Here is a 21688-nt window from a genome sequence, read left to right on the forward strand (position 1 = left end):
TCCGCATGTCCGCGACGGCACCGCATTAGCCTCTGAACTTTCGGCCTCATGACTAGGGCCGGAAGGCCCTGTTGAACCCAAACGCGTTCGCGCGATGCTCGGTTTTCGCCGATCGGACGATGCTGGCCGGGGCTCAGAAGGGACGGATGCGATGAATTTTTCAGTCTTGCCACCGGAGATCAATTCGCTGCGAATGTTTTCTGGTGCCGGTTCGGCCCCGATGTTGCAAGCCGCGACGGCTTGGGACGGGTTGTCTGCTGAGTTGGGGTCTGCCGCGTCGTCGTTTTCGTCGGTGACGTCCGGGCTGGCGGGTCAGGCATGGCAGGGTCCGGCGGCGCAGGCGATGGGCGCGGCGGCGGCTCCGTATGCGGGGTGGCTGACTGCGGCGGCGGCGCGGGCGGCGGGGGCGGCTGCCCAGGCCAACGCGGTGGCCAGTGTGTTCGAGGCCGCGCGGACCGCGATGGTTCGGCCGGTGGTGGTGGCGGCCAACCGCAATCAGTTCGTGCGGTTGGTGCTATCGAATCTGTTCGGGCAGAACGCGCCGGCGATTGCGGCTGCCGAGGCTCAGTACGAGGGAATGTGGGCCTCAGCCGTGGCCGCCATGGCCGGCTATCACAGCGGGGTGTCGGTGATCGCCGGGCAGTTGGCGCCCTGGCAGGGCGCGCCGCAAGGTTTGGCGGGCCAAGTGGCCGGCGCGGTGTCGGCCAGCCCGGTTGGGGCGGCTGCGGCTGCGGTCGGCTCGGCGGTGGCCGCCAGCCCGGCGGGGGTCGTCGCGGCGTCGATTCTGCCGGCGATCAATACCGGCTTCGGCAACACCGGTGCGTGGAACCTGGGCATCGGAAACATCGGCAATGTCAACCTGGGCAGCGGCAACCACGGTGACCTCAACTTCGGCAGCGGAAATTACGGCAACGGCAACCTCGGCAGCGGAAACGTTGCCAACGGAAACCTGGGCAGCGGAAACAGAGGTTTCTTCAACCTGGGCAACGGAAACTTCGGCAGCCTCAACCTCGGCAACGGCAATCGCGGCGATCTCAACTTCGGCAGCGGTAACACCGGACCCGTCGACGGCAACAGAAACATCGGCTTCGGAAATTGGGGCAGTGCAAACTTCGGCGGCGGAAACCACTCCAGCGACAACTTCGGCAGCGGAAACTTCGGCCCCTTGAACGTGGGCTCCGGGAACCACGGCGCCAACAACATCGGCTTCGGAAACTTCGGTAGCAAGAACCTCGGCTTCGGGAACCATGGCAACAACAACATCGGCTTCGGGCTCACCGGCGACAACCAGATCGGCATCGGCGGGCTGAACTCGGGCGTCAACAACATCGGCTTCGGGAACTCCGGTAACAACAACATCGGGTTCTTCAACTCCGGCGACAACAACGTAGGCTTCTTCAACTCGGGCAGCGGTAATTTCGGCTTCGCAAACTCCGGCAACATCAACACGGGCTTCTGGAACTCGGGCAACTGGAACACCGGCGCCGGGAACGGGGGCAACCTCGATTTCGGCTTCGGCAACGCGGGTTTCAAGAACATGGGCGTCGGCAACGCGGGCTCGGACAACATGGGCTTCTTCAACTCGGGTGATTTCAACACCGGCGATTTCAACTCCGGCGGCGGCGCATTCCCCGCACCGGGCGGAAACACCGGCTCCTTCAACTCGAGCCCGAACAACACTGGCTTCTTCAACTCGGGCGCCACCAACACGGGCCTGTTCAACGCTGGCAGCGTGAACACGGGCCTGGGCAGCTCAATCGACCAGCCGGGTTCGGTCTCGGGCTTCGGGAACACGGGCACCGATGTCTCGGGGTTCAATAACACCGGCCCCGCCACCTCCGGCTTGCAGAACACGAACACGGGCCTCGGCTTGAACTCGGGGATCGGCAACTCGGGCGACGGCGATGCGGGCTGGTTCAACTCGGGCACGCTCAACTCGGGCTTGTTCAACAAGGGCACCAACGACTTTGGCCTGGCCCACTCCGGTGAGCTGGTCTCGGGAATCGCCAACGCGGGCATGTTCAGCTCGGGGTTCTTCAACACCGGCGACAACCAGTCGGGCTTCTTGCACGGGATCTTGCCGACGGTTGCCATTCCCGCTTTGCCCCACCTGTCCGTGCCGGCGACCAGCATTCCGGGCATCAACACCGGCTTCGGGAACACCGGCGCCTGGAACCTTGGCATCGGCAACATCGGCGACTTCAACCCGGGCAGCGGAAACACCGGCGACTTCAATTTCGGCAGTGGGAATACCGGTGACTTCAACTTCGGTAGCGCAAACTTCGGCAACGCCAACCTGGGCAGCGGAAACCGCGGCTTCTTCAACCTGGGTAACGGCAACCTGGGCAATACCAACTTCGGCATCGGCAACTTCGGAGATCTCAACCTGGGCAGCGGAAACCTCAACAGCGCTAACGTCGGTTTCGGCAATTTCGGCAACGGGAACCTGGGCAGCGCAAACCGGGGCAGCTACAACTTCGGCGGGGGGAACTTCGGTAGCTCCAACGTGGGCAGTGGAAACCATGGCTCGCACAACCTGGGCTTCGGCAACCTGGGCAACAACAATTTCGGTTTCGGCAACCACGGCAACAACAACATCGGGTTCGGGCTCACCGGCGACAACATGATCGGCATCGGCGGGTTGAACGCGGGCACCAACAACATCGGCTTCGGAAACTCGGGCAACAACAACATCGGGTTCTTCAACTCCGGAGACAACAACGTCGGCTTCTTCAATTCGGGCAACGCTAACTACGGTTTCGCGAACTCCGGCAGCGTCGACACCGGTTTCTGGAACGCCGGCAGCTGGGACACGGGCTTCGGAAACGGGAGCGACAGCAACTTCGGAATCGGGAATGCCGGACGGTTCAACGTGGGGGCCGGCAACTCGGGCCTTGACAACATGGGCTTCGGAAACTCGGGCACGCGAAACACCGGCAGCTTCAACAGCTTCGCCGGGGACGGCGTCAACACCGGCTGGTTCAACTCGGGCAACGAGAACACGGGGTGGTTCAACTCGGGAGACCTCAACACCGGGCTGTTCAATGCGGGCAGCGTAAACACGGGCTTCGGCAGCTCGATCGACCAGCCCGGTTCGGTGTCGGGCTTCGGCAACACGGGTACCAATATGTCGGGCTTCTACAACTCGGGCACCGATACCTCCGGCTTCCAGAACACGACCGGGGGCGCCTATGTGTCCGGCGTCCAAAACTCGGGTGGAGGCGGGCTGGCGGGCTTCTTCAACACGGGCATCGCCAACACGGGCATCGCCAACTCCGGCAGTGACAATGCCGGCGTCGGCAACTCAGGTAGCGACAACTCGGGCGTGCAGAACTCGGGCACGCTGAGCTCCGGCGGCTTCAACACCGGTGACAGCCAGTCAGGGTTCTTCCACTAGCCGGCGACCGTCACCTCAGCCACACGAGTCTCCGTAGGTGCATTGTGCCCGCTTACCAGGGACAAATGCATTGTGCACCTTAGCTTGTCGCCAATGGCGGTCGTGGGCCTGCTCCCGCTGCGGGGAGATGGAAATCGCGTGCTGGTGCGGTTGGGTCGGAGGCTGACGGCGTCGAGTGTGCTTTGATGGCGCCGAGGGTGCTTTGATGGCGCCGAGTGTGTGCTGATGGCGCCGACCGTGCCGTCAGGGCGGCTGATCGCGGCGGATCCCGCCCTACAAACGCACTCAAAGCCGTCAATGCGCACTCGATGCCGCGGCATGACGCCCGACTCGGTGAGCACCCCAGACATCCCCCGAACGCCTGCCATCACAACAGGTTTGAGCGAATGCGCGGTATCGGCGTGCCGAAAACAGAGCCCAAGGTGTGCCGAAAACAGAGCCAGGCCGCCAAGGCCGCGCAAGCGGACATTGTCCACCAGCAGCATGCGTGATCACCATGAATTTCCGAGTGTGGGCAGAAACGGCACCCACTGGGCCAGAGACTGGTGGGAAGGATGTGACGGCCGAGGACGAGGCCGAGGACGACTCCAATGTAGCCGCTACCTCAGCGCAGTAATTGCGCGGCCTGATCGGCCAGATCGAGCACCGGCTGCGGAATGATCCCCAAAACCACTGTGACGATCGCGCATATCGCGATAGCGGCCTTGCTCAGCACTCCGGGCGCCACCACCTGCGGTGTGTCGTCGGATCCCTCGGTGAAGAACATCAACACGATGACGCGCACGTAGAAGTAGGCGGCCACTCCGCTGGCGATCACACCGATGATCACCAATGGCACCGCCCCACCCTGGGCAGCGGCCCGGAACACCGCGAACTTACTGACGAATCCACTGGTCAGCGGGATACCGGCGAACGCGAGCAGAAACATCGAAAGCATCACGCCCACAATGGGTGAACGCTGGCCCAGCCCGGCCCAGTGCGACAGGTCGGCGTCCTCGACTCCGTCGGCGTTGCGGATCAGGCCCACGATGGCGAACGCGCCCACTGTCGAAAAGCTGTAGGCGACCAGATAGAACAGCGTCGCCGACAGGCCGGCTTGGTTGTCGGCGATGACGCCGGTGAGGATGAATCCGACGTGGGCGACCGACGAATAGGCCAGCATCCGTTTGACGTCGGTCTGATTCACTGCGGTGATGGTGGCTACCGCCATGGTCAGGATCGAAATCGCCCACAGCACCGGGCGCCACTGGTCGTGCAGCGGCGGCAGCGCGACATAGACAACGCGCAGCAGTGCGCCGAACGCGGCGACTTTGGTGGCGGCCGCCATGAATCCCGTGATCGGGGTGGGCGCACCCTGATAGACGTCGGGAATCCAGGAATGGAAGGGGACCGCGCCGACCTTGAAGAGCAGGCCGACCGACAGCAGTCCGACGCCGACCAAGGCCATCGACGTATCGCTTTGTGCTGCCAGCGAATCCCGGATACCGGACAGGGTCAGCGTGCCGGTCGCACCGTAGAGCAATGCGACGCCGTAGAGGAAGAATGCCGACGAGAAGGCGCCCAGCAAAAAGTACTTCAACGCCGCTTCCTGCGACAGCAGCCGGCGGTGACGAGCGAGCCCGCACATCAGGTACAGCGGCAGCGACAAGACTTCGAGCGCGACGAACATCGTCAACAGGTCGTTGGACGCGGGAAAGACCATCATGCCGCCGACCGACAACGTCAGCAGCGGGAAGATCTCGGTTTGAGCGGCGCCGGCCCGTTCGGCCTCGTGCTCGGCGTCGCTGCCCGGCACCGCAGAAGCCTGCGGCGTAAAGGAATCCAGCCCGCCGGTGCCCGCCGCGACCGCCACCCTGCGCGGGGTGGCGACGCGGTGGGCGCTGCGTTCGGCGATGAAGATGACTGCCAGCACCGCGACCAGCAGCACGGTGCCCTGCAGAAACAGCGTCGGTCGATCCACGGCCACCGAACCCAGCACCGCGCGTCGACCGGACGCCGGAATCGACCTGGCCACCATGATGACCGTGACGAATGCGGCGACCAATCCGCCGACGGTGAGCGTCACCTGGGCGCCGTATCGCATGCGGCGAGGCAGAAACGCTTCGGCCAGCACTCCGACGACAGCGACGCCGAAGACGATCAGCATCGGGCAGAGCAGGAAGTACTCAATACTGGGGCTGGGCAAGGTCATTGGTGCGGTCCTTCGGCTGTCCGCTGGGCGCCGGGGCCCGAAACCGGATGTGTGACGTGAGGCGCGGGATCATGCTGGCCGATGGTGGTCATGGTGTTCTCGACCGCCGGGTTGATGAGGTCGAGCATCGGTTTGGGGTAGACCCCGAGCACGAGCAGCAACGCGATCAGCGGTGCCACCACAATCATTTCGCGGGGCACCAGGTCACCGATCCGTTCGTTGCCCTCGGCCACCGGCCCGGTCATCACCCGCTGGTAGAGCCACAGCATGTAGATGGCAGACAGAACGAGGGCGGTGACGCCGAACGCCGCTGCCAGCCAGTAGCGGCTGTAAGTGCCTAGCAGCACCAGGAATTCGCTGACGAACGGGGCAAGGCCGGGCAGCGACAAGGTGGCCATGGCCGAAACCATGAACGTTCCGGCCAGGACCGGGGCCACCTTTTGCACACCGCCGTAGTCGGCGATCGACCGGCTGCCGTGGCGGGAAATTAGGAAGCCGGCAATCAGGAACACCGCCGCCGTGGACAGGCCGTGGTTGAGCATGTACAGCGTCGATCCGCTCTGCCCCTGGGTGGTCATCACGAAGATGCCCGCGATGATGAATCCGAAGTGCGAGATCGAGGTGTAGGCGATCAGCCGCATGATGTCGGTCTGACCGATCGCCACCACCGCGCCGTAGACCACGCCGATGATGGCCAGTGTCACGATCAGCGGACGGAAATACGTTGACGCGTCAGGGAATAGCTGCAGGCAATAACGCAGCATGCCGAAGGTGCCGACCTTGTCCATCACGGCCATCATCAGCACCGCGGTCGCGGGTGTGGACTCGACGGCGGCGTCGGGCAGCCAGCGGTGGAAGGGCCACAGCGGGGCCTTGACGGCGAACGCGAACATGAAACCCAGGAACAGCGCCTTGAACACTGCCGGGTCCACGCCGTAGCGGCCCGAGGCAACACCGGCCACGATCTCGCGGAAGTCGAAGGTGCCCGGACCGTGCTGCGCGGTCACCACGTACAGCCCGATCACCGCCGCCAGCATGATCAGCCCGCCGAACAGGTTGTACAGCAAGAACTTCACCGCCGCGCGCGAGCGCCCCGGACCCTGGCCGAAGCCGCCGATGAGGAAGTACATCGGGATCAGCATGGCTTCGAAGAACACGTAGAACAGCAGCACGTCGAGCGCTACCAGCGAGATCAGCACCATCGACTCGATGGCCAGCGTCAAGGCGACATACGCGTGCACCCCGCGGGTGCGCTCACCACCATCATTCCAGCCGGCTACCAGCAGCAGCGGAATCAGCACCGTGGTGAGCAGCACCAGCACCACCGCGATGCCGTCCACCCCGAGGGTATAGCCGGCACCGAAAGCCGGTATCCATGAATGCTTTTCGACGAACTGGTATGGCTCCGTGCCAGTTTGTGAGCCGGGCTTGAAGCCGATCGCGATGACGATCGAGACCCCCAGCGTCGCAACGCTGACGATCAGGCCGGTCCACTTGGCCAGTTGGCGCAGTCCCGGGGGCAGCAGGATGATCAGCACCGAACCGGCCAGCGGCACCAGCCACAGCGTGCTCAGCCAGGCAAAGTTGCTCACCACAGGTTCACCGCCAGGAGTACCGCAGCCACCAGGACCGCGCCGGCCAACATCGACAGCGCGTAGTTGCGTGCGAAGCCGGTTTGCATGCGCCGCAAGCGGTTCGACGTCCGGCTCACCAGCGCCGCCAGCGCGTTGACCGACCCGTCCACCCCCGCATTGTCGACTTCGACCAGCGTGTCCGTCAGTCGGGCGCTGGGACGCATGAACACCTCCTCGTTGAAGGCGTCGCCGTAGAGGTCGGCGCGCGCGGCCGTCGTCAGCACCGACACCTGGGTGGGGGCCACCCGCGGGATCGGTGCGGTGGCATACATCCGGTAGGCGACCGCGATTCCGGCGGCGACGACGGCGAGCGTCACCGTGGTGCTGACCCAGGCCGGGATGGCGTGGGCGGCTTCTTCGGGTACGCCGACGACGGGCTCGAGCCAGTGCCGTAGGGTTCCGCCGACCGCGAACAGGCCCCCGGAGAACACCGAGCCGACGGCCAGCAAGATCATCGGCCACGTCATCAGCCCCGGCGCCTCGTGCGGATGTGACCCTGGCGCCCAACGCTTTTTGCCGAAGAAGGTCATCAGCATCACCCGCGTCATGTAGAACGCGGTGACGCCGGCACCGAGCAGCGCCGCGCCGCCCAACACATAGCCCCGGGCGCCGCCGACGTTCAGCGCCGCCTCGATGATCGCGTCCTTGGAGAAGAAGCCCGCGAACGGCGGCACCCCGATGATCGCCAGATAGGCCAGCCCGAAGGTGACGAACGTGACCGGCAGCGCGGCCCGCAGTCCGCCGTAGCGGCGCATGTCCTGTTCTTCGTTCATCGCATGGATCACCGCACCGGACCCGAGGAACAGGCCGGCCTTGAAGAAGCCGTGGGTGAGCAGATGCATGATCGCGAAGGCATAACCGGCCGGGCCCAGGCCGGCGGCCAGCACCATGTACCCGATCTGGCTCATCGTGGAGGCGGCCAGCGCGCGCTTGATGTCGTCCTTGGCGCACCCGATGAACGCGCCGAACAGCAAGGTGACGGCGCCGACGACGACCACGGCCAGCTGAGCCTCCGGCGACAGGTCATACAGCGGGTTGGACCGCACGATCAGATACACGCCCGCGGTCACCATGGTGGCCGCGTGGATCAGCGCGGACACCGGGGTGGGGCCCTCCATCGCGTCGCCCAGCCAGGCCTGCAGCGGAACCTGTGCCGATTTGGCGCACGCGCCCAACAACAGCAGCAACCCCATCGCGGTCAGCGCACCGCGACCGGCGGCGGGTGCTGCGGCGAACACTCCGGCGTAGGACAGCGTCCCGAACGTGGCGAACATGACGAACATGCCCAGCGCCAGTCCTGCGTCACCGACCCGGTTCATCACGAACGCCTTCTTGGCCGCCGTGGCCGCCGACGGTTTGTGGTACCAGAAACCGATCAGCAGGTAGGAAGCCAGGCCGACGCCTTCCCAGCCGACATAGAGCAGCGCATAGTTGTCGGCGACCACCAGCAGCAGCATCGAGGCCAGAAACAGGTTGAGGTAGCCGAAAAATCGGCGGCGGTCCGGGTCATCGGCCATGTAGGCCACCGAATAAATATGGATCAGCGATCCGACGCCGGTGATCAGCAGCACGAAGCACATCGACAGCTGGTCGAGCTGCAGCCCGAAGTCGACCTGGAGGCCGCCCACCGGAATCCAGGTGTACACCGTCTGGCGGATGACGCGGTCGCCCTCACCCCGGCCGAGCATGTCGCTGAGCAACGTCACGCCCACGCCGAACGACCCGAGGGCCGCCGCGCAGCCCAGCCAATGACCCCAGGCGTCGGTTAGTCTGCCGCCGAACAGCAAGATCGCGGCACCGGCCAGCGGCAGCGCCACCAGCAGCCAGGTGTAGTGAGTCCCCAAAGAATTTGTCACGGTGGCGTTCTCAGCCTTTGAGTAGGTTCGCGTCGTCGACCGACGCCGATTTGCGGGCACGGAAAATCGTCATGATGATGGCCAGGCCGACGACGACTTCACAGGCAGCCACCACCATGGTGAAGAACGCGATCATCTGCCCGTCGAGATGGCCGTGCATCCGCGCGAACGTGACGAACGCCAGATTGACCGCGTTGAGCATCAGCTCCACGCACATGAACATGACAATCGCGTTGCGTCGCAGCAGTACACCGGAAGCGCCGACGGTGAACAGGAGCGCCGAAAGGTAAAGGTAATTGGCCGGGTTCACGACTTACCTCTCTTGACCGTGTCGGCGGAGGGGGTCGCCGTGCCGTCCGCGCCCCGGCCGCGCAATATCGGGGAGACCGACAATTCCGAGTACGTCCCGTCGGGCAGCAGCGCCGCCACATCGACCGCGTTGCGGCGCGCGTAGACACCCGGGTTGGGCAGCGGGGTGGGATGCCCGCCGGGACGGAAGCGCTCCTGGGAGAGCTCGCGCTGGGTTTTGCGGCGCTCGAAGCGTTCTCGGTGAGCTAGCACCATCGCCCCGATAGCCGCGGTGATCAACAGCGCGCTGGTCAGCTCGAAAGCCCACAGGTAGCGAAAGAAGATCAGCGCCGCCAGGCCTTCGACATTGCCGTTGGCGTTGGCGGCGGTCAGTCCGGCGAAGCCGCCGGTGGCCACGTTGCCGATGCCGCCGACCAGCAGGATGCCGAACCCGATCCCGGTGGCCACCGCGGCGATCCGCTGTCCGCGCAGGGTCTCCTTCAGCGATTCCGCGGAGTCCACGCCGATCAGCATCAGCACGAACAAGAACAGCATCATCACCGCGCCGGTGTAGACCACGACTTGAACGACGCCCAGGAACAGCGCGTCCTGGACCATGTAGAACACCGCCAGGATGATCATCGTCATCGCCAAGAACATCGCCGAGTACACCGCGTTCACCGCCAGCACCACCCCGAGCGCGCCGATCAATGCCAGCGCGCCCAGGATCCAGAACGTCACCGCTTCACCGGTGGAGGTCCGAACGATGGTGTCCTGCGCCAGATTAGCGGCCAGTAACGCGGTCACCGGGAATCTCCGGCTTGCTGCGGTTCACGTAGGCCCTGCGGGGTGACGTTGCCCAGGTAGTAGTCCTTGTCCGTGGCACCCGCGGCCCTGGGGTGCGGTGGCGCGGTCATCTCGGGCAGCAGCGGAGCCAGCAGCCGGTCCTTCTCATAGATCAGGTCGGCGCGGTTGTCGTCGGCCATTTCGTAGTCGTTGGTCATGGTGAGCGCCCGGGTGGGGCACGCCTCGATGCACAGGCCGCAACCGATGCACCGCAGGTAGTTGATCTGGTACACCCGGCCGTAACGCTCACCGGGCGAATAACGCGCTTCCTCGGTGTTGTCGGCGCCCTCGACGTAAATCGCGTCGGCCGGGCACGCCCAGGCGCACAACTCGCAGCCGATGCATTTCTCCAGCCCGTCGGGGTATCGGTTGAGCTGATGACGGCCGTGGTACCGCGGTGCCACCGGACCGGGCTTTTCCGGATACTCCTCGGTGACGGTCTTTTTGAACATCGACCCGAGGGTCACGCCGAATCCGGCTACGGCGTCCAGAAACCGACGACGATGCGGGCCGGAGCCGGCCCGAGGAGAAGTCGGACGGTCAGACTTAGCCACGTGCGTTCTCCTTGCTCGCACCAACTGGCTGCGCCAGTGGTTTCATCGGCAGCGGCGGGGTCGGGGATACCGGTTCGGCGCCGCCGCGCTCGGCTGTGGTCTCGGCGCGCTGTTGGCGGCGCTTCACCCGAGAGCCCGGGCTTCGTAGCGACATCACCAGGCCCGTGGTGACGACCAGGCTGCTGACCACCAACGTCGCCGTCCAATACTGGTATCCCTGGTTGCGTAGCGCGCGGATGACGGCCGCGACCATGATCCACAGCAGCGAGACGGGAATCAGCAATTTCCAGCCCAGCGCCATGAATTGGTCGTAGCGCAGCCGCGGCAACGTGGCCCGCAGCCAGAAGTAGATGAACAAAAAGCCCCACACCTTGGCGGTGAACCAGAGCACCGGCCACCAGCCGACGTTGGCGCCGGCCCACATGTTCAGCGGCCAGGGAGCATGCCAGCCGCCCAGGAACATCGTCGCGGCCAGCGCCGAAACCGTTGTCATGTTGACGTATTCGGCGAGCATGAACATCGCGAACTTCAGCGACGAGTACTCGGTATGGAACCCGGCGACCAGCTCACCCTCCGCTTCGGGCAGGTCGAACGGCGCCCGGTTGGTCTCGCCCACCATGGAGATGAGGTAGATGACGAACGACGGCAGCAACAAGAAGACGTACCAGACCCGGTCTTGTGCGGCGATGATCTGTGACGTCGACATGGTGCCCGCGTAGAGGAACACGGTCGCGAACGACAGCCCCATCGCGACCTCGTAGGAGATCACCTGCGCGGTCGAGCGCACACCGCCGAGTAGCGGATAGGTGGAGCCGGACGCCCAACCGCCGAGCACGATGCCGTATACCCCGACCGCCGACAGGGCCAGGATGAACAGCACCGCGACCGGCAGATCGGTCAGTTGCAGCGGCGTCCGGTGGCCGAACACCGACACCTCGGGGCCGAACGGGACGAAGGCAAATGCCGTGAACGCGGGAATCACCGAGATGATCGGGGCGAGAAAATAAACGAACTTGTCGATGCCGCCGGGAGTGATGCTTTCCTTGAGCGCCAGCTTGATTCCGTCGGCGAGACTTTGCAACGCGCCGTGCGGCCCCACCCGGTTGGGGCCGGGGCGCAGTTGCATCCGGCCCAGCAGCTTGCGCTCGGCCAGGATCGCCACCAGCACGGTCAGCATGAGGAAGACGAAGATGGCGATCGCCTTGGTCACCACCAGCCACCAGACGTCATGTCCGAACGGGGTCATCGGCACCGCTCCTCCACATCACTTCGTTCTGGGTCGTCGCCGGCGCGGGTCATTCGCTCACTCCAATGCGCACGACGCTGCCCAGACTTGCGCCCAGCTGCCGGTACACCGCCGAACCGGAAGAGTTCAGCGGAAGCCACACCACCCGATCGGGCATGTCGGTGACGCATAGCGGCACGGTGATCGATCCACGCGACGTGCTGACGGTGACATCGTCGCCGTCGGCGGCGCCGATCTCGGCTGCGGTGTCGGCCGACAGCCGCACCACCGGCGGGCGCGCGGTGCCGGCCAGATGCGGTTCGCCGTCCTGTAGCCGGCCGGCGTCCAGCAGCATCCGCCAACCGGTCAGCACCGCCTCGCCAGTGCCCGGTTGGGCGGGCCCGGGCGCGGCAACCTGCGGGCCTGCGGCGTGCTTGCCGTTCCAGGTGCCCAGCGCGGCAAGCTCGGCGCGGGCCGCCTCGACGTCGGATACGCCCAGATAGACGCCCAACTCGTCGGCCAGCGCGTCGAGCACCCGATGATCCGACTGACCGGCTTGCGCAATGGTGCCCTGAAGCGCGGGCTTGAACCCGCGGTAGCGGCCCTCCCAGTTGACGAATGCGCCGGCCTTCTGCACCGTCGGGGCCACTGGGAACACCACGTCGGCGCGCTCGGTGACGGCGCTGTGCCGCAATTCCAGACTGACCACGAAACCGGCGGAGTCCAGTGCGGCAAGCACCGCGTCCGGATCGGCGAAGTCGCCGGGTTCGACACCGCCGACCAGCAGCGCGCCCAGCGCGCCGTCGGTCGCCGCGGCCAGCATCCCGTCGGCGTCACGCCCTGGGGCCGAAGGCAATTCGGCCACATGCCAGGCGTCTCGGACCTGCGAGCGGGCGGTCTCGTCGGCCAGCGGACGGCCACCGGGAAGCAGTCCCGGCAGCGCGCCGGCTTCCAGCGCGCCGCGTTCCCCGGCGCGGCGCGGCACCCAGGCCAGCCGGGCCCCGGTGGAGTCGGCCAGCCGTGCCACGGCGGACAATCCACCGGGCACCGTAGCCAAGCGTTCCCCGACCATGATGACCGCTCCCGGTGTGGCCAGCAGATCACCCACCTCACCGGTGGCCAGCCCATCTAGGGCCGCGGGCTCCTCGCCGGGAACGGTTTTGATCAGCGTGCCCGACATCTTCTGCAGACCCCGGGTGGCGAACGGGGCGATCGCATACACGGGAACCTTGTGTTTGCGGGCAGCCTTGCGCAGCCGCAAGAAGATGATCGGGGACTCGTCTTCGGGTTCGAACCCGACGAGTAGCACCACCGGCGCCGATTCCAGGTCGGCATAGCTGACGGCTTTCGGCCGGCCCGCGACGCGGGCCGCCAGGAAGTCGGCCTCCTCGGCTGAGTGTGGCCGGGCCCTAAAGTCGACGTCGTTGGTGTCCAACACAATTCGCGCGAACTTGGCGTAGGCGTACGCGTCTTCCCAGGTGACCCGGCCGCCGACCAGCACACCGGTGCGACCGCGGGCCGCTTCGAGTCCTTGGGCCGCGGCCACCATGGCGTGCGACCACGACGCGGGCACCAGCTCGCCGTCGGCATTCCGGATTAGGGGAGTGGTCAGCACGTCCGGCTGGGTCGCGTAGGTGAAAGCCCACCGGCCCTTGTCGCAGTTCCACTCCTCGTTGACTTCCGGGTCGTCGCCGGCGAGGCGGCGCAGCACCTTGCCGCGGCGGTGATCGGTGCGCTGGGCACAGCCCGACGCGCAGTGCTCACAGACGCTGGGGCTGGAGACCAAGTCGAACGGACGCGCCCGGAATCGGTAGGCAGTCCCGGTCAGCGCGCCGACCGGGCAGATCTGCACCGTGTTGCCCGAGAAGTAGGAGTCGAACGGTTCGCCTGTATAGATGCCGACCTGCTGCAACGCGCCGCGCTCCTGCATGTCGATGGACGGATCGCCGGCGATCTGTTCGGAGAACCGGGTGCAGCGGGCGCACAGGATGCACCGTTCCCGGTCCAGCAATACCTGTGCGGAGATGTTGATCGGCTTGGCGAACGTGCGCTTGACGTCGGTGAAGCGGGAGTCGGGCCGGCCGTTGGACATGGCCTGGTTCTGCAGCGGGCATTCGCCGCCCTTGTCGCACATCGGGCAGTCCAGCGGATGGTTGATCAGCAGCAGCTCCATCACACCGTGCTGGGCTTTGTCGGCGGCTTCCGAGGTGAGCTGGGTGCGCACCACCATGTCGTCGGTGCAGACCGTGGTGCACGACGCCAGCGGTTTGCGTTGTCCCTCGACCTCGACCAGACATTGGCGGCACGCGCCGACCGGGTCGAGCAGCGGGTGGTCGCAGAACCGTGGGATCTGGATGCCCATCAGCTCCGCCGCCCGGATCACCAAAGTGCCTTTGGGGACGCTTATTTCGTTTCCGTCGATGGTCAGCGTCACCATCTCCGGCTGGGCCACCCGGTTTTCGGTGTCGGCCGTTTGGGTCACGCCGTGTCTCCGTTCGCCATGAGCATGGATTCCCGGGGGTCGAACGGGCATCCGCCGCCTTCGACATGCGCGACGTACTCGTCGCGGAAGTACTTGATGGACGACATCACCGGGCTTGCGGCGCCATCGCCCAACGCGCAGAACGCCTTTCCCAAAATCGAGTCCGAGATGTCGAGCAGTTTGTCGATGTCCTCGTGGGTGCCCCGGCCGGTTTCCAGCCGCTCGTAGATCTTGTCCAGCCAGAACGTCCCTTCGCGGCACGGTGTGCATTTCCCGCATGATTCGTGTTTGTAAAACTCGGTCCAGCGCCGCACCGCACGCACCACGCAGGTGGTCTCGTCGAAGATCTCCAGCGCCTTGGTGCCCAGCATCGATCCGACAGCACCCACACCCTCGTAATCCAAGGGCACGTCGAGGTGCTCGTCGGTGAGCAACGGTGTGGAGGACCCGCCCGGCGTCCAGAATTTCAGCCGGTGTCCGGCGCGGACCCCGCCGGCGTAATCGAGCAACTCGCGCAACGTGATACCCAACGGCGCCTCGTACTGCCCGGGACGGGTGACGTGCCCGGACAACGAATACAGCGTGAAGCCAGGCGATTTCTCGCTGCCCATCGACCGGAACCAGTCGACGCCGTTGAGGATGATCGCCGGGACGCTGGCGATGGTCTCGACGTTGTTGATCACCGTCGGGCAGCCGTACAGCCCCGCAACAGCGGGAAAGGGCGGCCGGAGCCGCGGCTGGCCGCGGCGGCCTTCCAGCGAATCGAGCAGCGCGGTCTCCTCTCCGCAGATGTAGGCGCCCGCACCGGCGTGTACCACCAGCTCCAGGTCGAAACCCGACCCGGCGATGTTGCGGCCCAGGTAACCGGCGGCGTACGCCTCGGCCACCGCGTTCTGCAGCCGGCGCAGCACCGGCAGCACCTCGCCGCGCACATAGATGAAGGCGTGGTGGGCCCGGATCGCGTATGCGGCGATGATGACGCCCTCGATGAGCACGTGCGGTGTCGCCAGCATCAGCGGAATGTCTTTGCAGGTGCCGGGTTCGGACTCGTCTGCGTTGACCACCAGGTAGTGCGGCTTGGCGGCCGGACCCTTGTCTCCTTGGGGGATGAACGACCATTTGGTTCCGGTGGCGAATCCGGCGCCGCCGCGCCCGCGCAACCCGGAGTCCTTGACGGTGCCGATCACGTCGTCGGGGTCCATGGCCAAGGCCTTCTTCATCGCCTGGTAGCCGTCATGACGCTGATACGTCGCCATGGTCCATGACTCGGGGTCGTCCCAGTAGCGGCTGATCACCGGGGTCAACGGGGTTGCCTGCGAGGTCATCACTGGCCTTCCGGGGTGGTTTCGGGCCCGGGTGGCGCCTGCATGTCGTTTTCCTTCGCCACCTGCAGGCCGGCCAGCGTGGCGGCGCCGGCACCGCCCTGGCCTTGGTCGGGACGCTGATCCGGCAGCCCCGCCAGGATGCGCGACGTCTCCCGGAAGGCGCACAACGGGGCCCCCCGGGTAGGCGGCTTCGGGGTGCCGGAGCGCAGCGAGTCGACGAGTTCGCGCGCCGACTCCGGTGTCTGGTTGTCGAAGAATTCCCAATTGACCATGACGACCGGGGCGTAGTCGCAGGCGGCGTTGCATTCGATGTGTTGCAGGGTGATCGACCCGTCGGCGGTGGTCTCGTCGTTGCCGATGCCGAGATGGTCTTTGAGGTCCGCGAAGATGGCGTCGCCGCCCATGATGGCACACAGCGTGTTGGTGCATACGCCGACCAGGTAGTCGCCGGTGGGTCCGCGCCGGTACATGGTGTAGAAGCTGGCCACCGCCGAGACCTCGGCCCCGGTCAGCCCCAACTGGTTTGCGCAGAACTCCAGACCTGCCGGTGTCAGGTAGGAGTCCTCACCCTGCACCAGGTGCAGCAGCGGCAGCAGCGCGGAACGCTTGTTGGGGTAGCGGCCGATGATCTCCTTGGCGTCGACCTCCAGCCGCGCGTGCACCTCGGGCGGATACGACTGTGGCGCACCCTCCACCATGAACTGGTTGGGTTCTTCGGGCGGCGGCCCGAGCCGTAGGAACACCGGTTGCCCCAGCGGTCCGGTCATCGGTCCACCCCGCCCATGACGGGGTCGATGCTGGCGACGGCGGTGATCAGGTCTGCGACCATGCCGCCCTCGCACATCGCGGCGACCGCCTGCAGGTTGGTGAACGACGGATCCCGGTAGTGCACCCGGTAGGGGCGGGTGCCGCCGTCGCTGACCATGTGCACGCCGAGCTCTCCGCGCGGTGATTCCACCGCCACGTAGACCTGGCCCGGCGGTACCCGGATGCCCTCGGTCACCAACTTGAAGTGGTGGATCAGCGCCTCCATCGAGCTGCCCATGATCTTGGCGATGTGCTCCTCCGAGTTGCCCATGCCATCGGGGCCCACCTTCAGGTCGGCGGGCCAGGCGATCTTGCGGTCCTCGATCATGGTGGGGCCCGGCTGCAGCCTGTCCAGGCACTGCTCGACGATCTTCACCGACTCCCACATCTCTTTGACCCGAATCATGTAGCGCCCGTAGGCATCACAGGCGTCATCGGTGATCACGTCGAATTCGTAATTTTCGTAACCACAGTAGGGTTCGCTCTTGCGCAGGTCGTGCGGTAATCCGGTGGAACGCAGGATCGGCCCGGTGATACCCAGCGCCATGCATCCGGCCAGATCGAGATATCCGATGCCCTGGGTGCGGGCTTTCCAGATGGCGTTTTCGTTGAGCAGATCACCCAACTCGCGCAGTGGTTGCCGCAGCTGGGTGAGGGCTTCGGCGATTTCGCTGGCCGCGTTGGGCGGCAGATCCTGGGCGACGCCGCCGGGCCGGATGTAGGCGTGGTTCATCCGCAATCCGGTGATCGACTCGAACACGTTGAGGATGATTTCGCGCGCCCGGAAGCCGATGAACATGGCGGTCATCGCGCCCAGTTCCATGCCGCCGGTCGCCAATGCCACCAGGTGAGACGAGATGCGGTTGAGCTCCATCAGCAGCACCCGGATGACGTTGACCCGCTCTGGGATCTGCTCGGTGATACCGAGCAGCTTCTCCACACCCAGGCAGTACGCGGTTTCGTTGAAAAACGGTGACAGATAATCCATTCGGGTCACGAAGGTGACGCCCTGGGTCCAGTACCGGTATTCGAGGTTTTTCTCGATACCGGTGTGCAGATAGCCGATTCCGCAGCGGGCCTCGATGATCGTTTCGCCTTCGATCTCGAGGATCAGCCGCAACACCCCGTGGGTGGACGGATGCTGGGGCCCCATGTTGACGACGATGCGTTCGCCGGGGTCCGCCTTGCGGGCGGCGTCGACGATGTCCTCCCAGTCCTGGCCGCCGGCGACCAGGATGGTTTCGGTCTCACTCATCAGTTGTAGCCCCTACGTTCGTCGGGCGGGGGTATCTGCGCGCCCTTGTATTCGACCGGGATGCCACCGAGTGGGTAGTCCTTGCGCTGCGGATGTCCGTGCCAGTCGTCGGGCATCTCGATGCGGGTCAGTGACGGATGCCCGTCGAAGACGATCCCGAAGAAGTCATATGTCTCGCGCTCATGCCAGTCGTTGGTCGGATAGACCGAATACAGCGACGGGATATGCGGATCACTATCGGGCACAGACACTTCCAGCCGGAGGCGACGGTTGTGGGTGATCGACTGCAGGGGGTAGACGGCGTGCAGCTCTCGGCCGGTCTCGTGCGGGTAGTGCACTCCGTTGACGCCCAGGCACATTTCGAACCGCAATTCCGGTTCGTCGCGCAGGCGTTGGGCGACTTGTGGCAGTCGTTCGCGCCGGACGTGCAGGGTCAGTTCGGCCCCCTTGCCGGGCGGGTACACCACGACTTTCTCTATGGCGTCGTCGAATTCGACACCCTCGCCCTGCAGTGCTTCGGCCAGGCGGTCGGCAATGTCGTCGAAATAGCCGCCATAGGGCCGAGGGCTGCTCCCTGGCAACGTGACCTGACGCACCAGCCGCCCGTATCCGGACGTGTCACCGGTGCCGCTGACGCCGAACATCCCGCGGCGAACGTCGATCACTTCTTCGTCGGCGCGGGCGATCGCCTCCTGCGGGTCTTGGTCTGGGGAGCTCATCGCAGCAGTCCGCGCATCTCGATGGTGGGCCTGGCCAGCAGCGCCGCCTCCTCGGCCTCGGCGATGGCACGTTCCCGGTTGACACCCAACGGCATTTCCTGAATCTTCTCGTGCAGCTTGAGGATTGCGTGCAGGAGCATCTCGGGACGCGGCGGACACCCCGGCAGGTAGATGTCGACCGGAACAACGTGGTCCACACCCTGGACGATCGCGTAGTTGTTGAACATCCCGCCGGACGACGCGCAGACCCCCATGGCGAGCACCCATTTCGGCTCGGCCATCTGGTCGTAGATCTGGCGCAGCACCGGCGCCATCTTCTGGCTGACCCGTCCCGCCACGATCATCAGATCCGCTTGCCGCGGTGTCGCCGAGAATCGCTCCATCCCGAAGCGGGCCAGATCGAACCTCGGTCCGGCGGTCGCCATCATTTCGATCGCGCAGCACGCCAAGCCGAACGTCGCCGGCCACAGTGAGTTTTTGCGGACGTAGCCCGCCACCTTCTCGACTGTTGACAGCAGGATCCCGCCGGGTAGCTGTTCTTCCAGTCCCACGCCCTACCTCAATCCCATCTCAAATCCCATCGCAAATCCCATCTCAGCCCTCAATCCCACGTCAGACCACCGCGGCGCCACACGTAGGCGTAGGCAACGAACACCGTGAGCATGAAGATCAGCATCTCGACCAGCGCGAAGGTGCCCAGCGCGTCGAAGCTGACCGCCCACGGGTACAGGAACACGATCTCGATGTCGAAGACGATGAACAACATTGCGGTCAGGTAGTACTTGATCGGGAACCGCTGCCCGGCCGTCGCTTGCGGGCCGCTCACCGAGCTGTCTGTCGGTTCAATCCCGCATTCGTAGGCCGCGAGCTTCGACCGGTTGAAGCGCGATGGACCGGCCAGGCTCGCGATCACAACCGAGAACACGGCAAAGGCGGCGGCAAGCACCGCCAGCACCAGGATGGGTATGTAGACGTTCACGTCGCTCCATGATCCGTCGTATTGGCCGCCGACACGGCGGCCGGGCGGTGACCGGGCTGCTGTGACGGGCCGGGCTTGTGGACCGCCGCAGTGACCTTCAACATAGTCGCGCTGCGGCAAGGGCCCATGCCCGGGGTCAACCCTCGCGGGCACCTGCAGATCCGCGGCTGCGGAGGCGTTGGGGGTGCCTCGCGCGTTGGCTCGGAGTCGGGGTGGCTCGGAAGTCTCGTGGGCGATTGGGTTGGTGTGCGCGGCGGTCAGAGCGCGGGCGCGCGTAACAGGCCGAGCGCCGTGCGGCCGAGCACAATCGGGTCGATCGGATGCGGTACCGCGGCCTCGGCTCGCGACCAGCTGGCCAGCCAGGTGTCATCCGGCCGCCCGGTGAGCACCAGAATCGGCGGGCACGTCGAGAGTTCGTCTTTGAGCTGTTTGGCGATTCCCATGCCCCCGGCTGGTGTCGCTTCGCCGTCGAGGATGGCCAAGTCGATGCCGCCTTCGTCCATCCGCTGTATCACCCTCGGAGCTGTCGCAATTTCGACATAGGTCAATTCCGGCAGATCAGGGTGCAGCCGTTTGCCCAGTGCACGCATCACCTGTTGGCGGGTTTGGACATTGTTGCTGTAAACGAGGATCCGCAGAGCGTCGCTGGAGTCGGGCACGGTGAAGATGCTACTTGTGCTCGTCAGCCTTCTTTGGCACGGCGGGCATCGAGGCTATCGTGCTGTGACCTCCTCGGTGATGGGCGCACTGGCGTGCCTAGCGGTGAGGCGGGGCTCGGACAGCGAGCTCCTACGCACTGAGCGTGTTCCAGTCACGACCCGTGTTTCCCCCGGTGCCGTCGGCCGGCGCGATCAAGTGGTGTACCCGGGCGGGCGGAACGTTCCGGAGAACATTCTCGTGGGCGACCTCGTGCTCGCTCATGTGCGACAGCATGAGTTGCTCAACACTGCGGATGCGAGCGCGCTGGGTCCCGCGTGACAGGGTTCTGCGGATTTGCCGGAGGTACAGGTATTCGACGTAGGTGAGTACCCCTCCAGGCTTGAGCAACCGGGTGTAGGAGTGGAGGATCTCCGCCACGGTGATCGCCGGGAAGTTGCTGTGCGGCAGGCTCGAAATAATGAAATCGTATGGCTCCGCGGCATCGAAATACTGAAACGGTACCTCGTGGATATTGGTGAAATTGCTGGCCGCCTGCCAGCGTGGTTCAGTGGCAAAACGTCTTTGCAACACGCGGACAAAGGAATCATTGATTTCCACCACGTCCAATGTGTCACCCGGGCGCAGGTGGTCGACAATTCGGTCAGTGAACGCGCCGGTGCCTGGCCCGCAGTCCAGAACGCGAATAGGCGCCGGCCCACGGCGCCGAAGGTGGCGAGTCATGGCCCGGGCCAGGTAGCGGGTGCTCGGCATCACCGATCCGGTTGTCTCGAATTTCCCGCAGAACTCACGAAAAAACAGGGTGGTGTCAGGCGACTGTTGAGTCATTGTGCTTTTCCTTGTAATCGGGGCCCGTGCGCGCTCAATTGCACGCGCCAACGCTTCCAGACGCCGTAATACAATCCGCCGGTCACAGCCGTCACCAGCAAGATCGCAGTCGCCGCCCATTCCGACCGGTGAATCAGTCCGCTGATCCATCCAGCGCCGAGATAGCTGAGTAAGAAGAAAATGCCGACGGCCAATGTCGCGCAGACCACGTCGCACACCAGGAACCGGCGGAAGTCCATCTTTAGGGCACCGATTGCCAGATACACCGGAGTACGCATCCCCAGCAGGAAACGCACCAGGAGGAACACCTTCAGGCCATGTTGCTGCAGGATGCGCTCGACATGCCCTGTTCGATCGCTGTCGACCAACCGCGCAAACCAGTGATATCGCCCCAGGTGTGTCTGACCGAGACCCCTGCCGATCCAATACAGCGCGCAATCGCCGACCAGCACCCCGGCCAGGCACGCCAAGATCGCCAACCCGGGTTCGAGCCGGCCGACCGAAGGTGAGCTCAACGCGCCCGCCGCGACGGTGACCACTTCTTCAGGGACGGGAATGCCGGTGGCCGTAAGCAGCGGCAACAGCAAGTACGAATGGTGCGACACGATGAACGTTTCCATCCGTCAACCCCGGGTCGGGCCAACG

The 21688-nt window shown here is 65.2% G+C and carries 18 protein-coding genes; 1 reads left to right on the forward strand and 17 read right to left on the reverse strand.

Going from position 1 to position 21688, the window contains the following annotated elements:
• Positions 1-151 precede the first annotated feature (151 nt).
• A complete protein-coding gene (locus B4U45_RS30750; protein ID WP_122526384.1) occupies positions 152-3397 on the forward strand; it encodes a PPE family protein in 3246 nt (1081 codons plus the stop codon).
• Positions 3398-4001: 604 nt separating this feature from the next.
• Here B4U45_RS30750 and nuoN read toward each other — a convergent pair.
• The 17 genes from nuoN to B4U45_RS21695 form a co-directional block, all read right to left on the reverse strand.
• Positions 4002-5588, reverse strand: coding sequence for an NADH-quinone oxidoreductase subunit NuoN (nuoN, locus tag B4U45_RS21615; RefSeq protein ID WP_075548875.1), 1587 nt, complete (start codon positions 5586-5588; stop codon positions 4002-4004).
• On the reverse strand, positions 5585-7180 hold the full coding sequence (locus tag B4U45_RS21620; protein WP_089025020.1) for an NADH-quinone oxidoreductase subunit M: 1596 nt from the start codon (positions 7178-7180) through the stop codon (positions 5585-5587). The genes nuoN and B4U45_RS21620 overlap by 4 nt, the downstream gene beginning before the upstream one ends.
• Positions 7177-9078: an NADH-quinone oxidoreductase subunit L gene (gene nuoL / locus B4U45_RS21625; RefSeq protein WP_075548873.1), complete on the reverse strand. Its 1902-nt coding sequence runs from the start codon at positions 9076-9078 to the stop codon at positions 7177-7179. Before nuoL ends, B4U45_RS21620 begins: the two co-directional genes overlap by 4 nt.
• A gap of 10 nt (positions 9079-9088) precedes the next feature.
• The gene (gene nuoK / locus B4U45_RS21630; RefSeq protein WP_068042120.1) at positions 9089-9388 is read right to left on the reverse strand and encodes an NADH-quinone oxidoreductase subunit NuoK; all 300 of its coding nucleotides are present in this window, start codon (positions 9386-9388) and stop codon (positions 9089-9091) included.
• Positions 9385-10161, reverse strand: a complete 777-nt coding sequence (locus tag B4U45_RS21635; RefSeq protein ID WP_089025019.1) for an NADH-quinone oxidoreductase subunit J — start codon at positions 10159-10161, stop codon at positions 9385-9387. The genes nuoK and B4U45_RS21635 overlap by 4 nt, the downstream gene beginning before the upstream one ends.
• Positions 10162-10169: 8 nt before the next feature.
• On the reverse strand, positions 10170-10766 hold the full coding sequence (gene nuoI, locus B4U45_RS21640; protein WP_089025017.1) for an NADH-quinone oxidoreductase subunit NuoI: 597 nt from the start codon (positions 10764-10766) through the stop codon (positions 10170-10172).
• Positions 10759-12012 (reverse strand): NADH-quinone oxidoreductase subunit NuoH, encoded by a 1254-nt coding sequence (gene nuoH / locus B4U45_RS21645; protein ID WP_219859506.1) that lies wholly within the window; start codon positions 12010-12012, stop codon positions 10759-10761. The genes nuoI and nuoH overlap by 8 nt, the downstream gene beginning before the upstream one ends.
• 49 nt (positions 12013-12061) lie before the next feature.
• Entirely contained in the window at positions 12062-14473 is a 2412-nt protein-coding gene (locus B4U45_RS21650; protein WP_075548871.1) for an NADH-quinone oxidoreductase subunit G, read from the reverse strand.
• Positions 14470-15798 (reverse strand): NADH-quinone oxidoreductase subunit NuoF, encoded by a 1329-nt coding sequence (nuoF, locus tag B4U45_RS21655; RefSeq protein WP_075548870.1) that lies wholly within the window; start codon positions 15796-15798, stop codon positions 14470-14472. The genes B4U45_RS21650 and nuoF overlap by 4 nt, the downstream gene beginning before the upstream one ends.
• Positions 15798-16565, reverse strand: a complete 768-nt coding sequence (nuoE, locus tag B4U45_RS21660) for an NADH-quinone oxidoreductase subunit NuoE (RefSeq protein WP_075548869.1) — start codon at positions 16563-16565, stop codon at positions 15798-15800. Before nuoE ends, nuoF begins: the two co-directional genes overlap by 1 nt.
• Positions 16562-17860, reverse strand: a complete 1299-nt coding sequence (gene nuoD, locus B4U45_RS21665) for an NADH dehydrogenase (quinone) subunit D (RefSeq protein WP_075548868.1) — start codon at positions 17858-17860, stop codon at positions 16562-16564. The genes nuoE and nuoD overlap by 4 nt, the downstream gene beginning before the upstream one ends.
• The gene (locus B4U45_RS21670; RefSeq protein WP_075548867.1) at positions 17860-18579 is read right to left on the reverse strand and encodes an NADH-quinone oxidoreductase subunit C; all 720 of its coding nucleotides are present in this window, start codon (positions 18577-18579) and stop codon (positions 17860-17862) included. The genes nuoD and B4U45_RS21670 overlap by 1 nt, the downstream gene beginning before the upstream one ends.
• Entirely contained in the window at positions 18576-19130 is a 555-nt protein-coding gene (locus tag B4U45_RS21675; protein ID WP_023371908.1) for a NuoB/complex I 20 kDa subunit family protein, read from the reverse strand. The genes B4U45_RS21670 and B4U45_RS21675 overlap by 4 nt, the downstream gene beginning before the upstream one ends.
• Positions 19131-19180: 50 nt before the next feature.
• Complete coding sequence (locus B4U45_RS21680) at positions 19181-19558, reverse strand: NADH-quinone oxidoreductase subunit A (protein WP_075548866.1); 378 nt, start codon at positions 19556-19558, stop codon at positions 19181-19183.
• Positions 19559-19815: 257 nt separating this feature from the next.
• On the reverse strand, positions 19816-20217 hold the full coding sequence (locus B4U45_RS21685) for an Rv3143 family two-component system response regulator (protein WP_075548865.1): 402 nt from the start codon (positions 20215-20217) through the stop codon (positions 19816-19818).
• A gap of 130 nt (positions 20218-20347) precedes the next feature.
• Positions 20348-21043, reverse strand: a complete 696-nt coding sequence (locus tag B4U45_RS21690) for a class I SAM-dependent methyltransferase (RefSeq protein WP_075548864.1) — start codon at positions 21041-21043, stop codon at positions 20348-20350.
• Positions 21040-21663, reverse strand: coding sequence for a DedA family protein (locus B4U45_RS21695; protein WP_075548863.1), 624 nt, complete (start codon positions 21661-21663; stop codon positions 21040-21042). Before B4U45_RS21695 ends, B4U45_RS21690 begins: the two co-directional genes overlap by 4 nt.
• Positions 21664-21688: the final 25 nt, after the last annotated feature.

The sequence above is a fragment of the Mycobacterium persicum genome (genome assembly GCF_002086915.1).
Taxonomy (GTDB): Bacteria; Actinomycetota; Actinomycetes; order Mycobacteriales; family Mycobacteriaceae; genus Mycobacterium; species Mycobacterium persicum.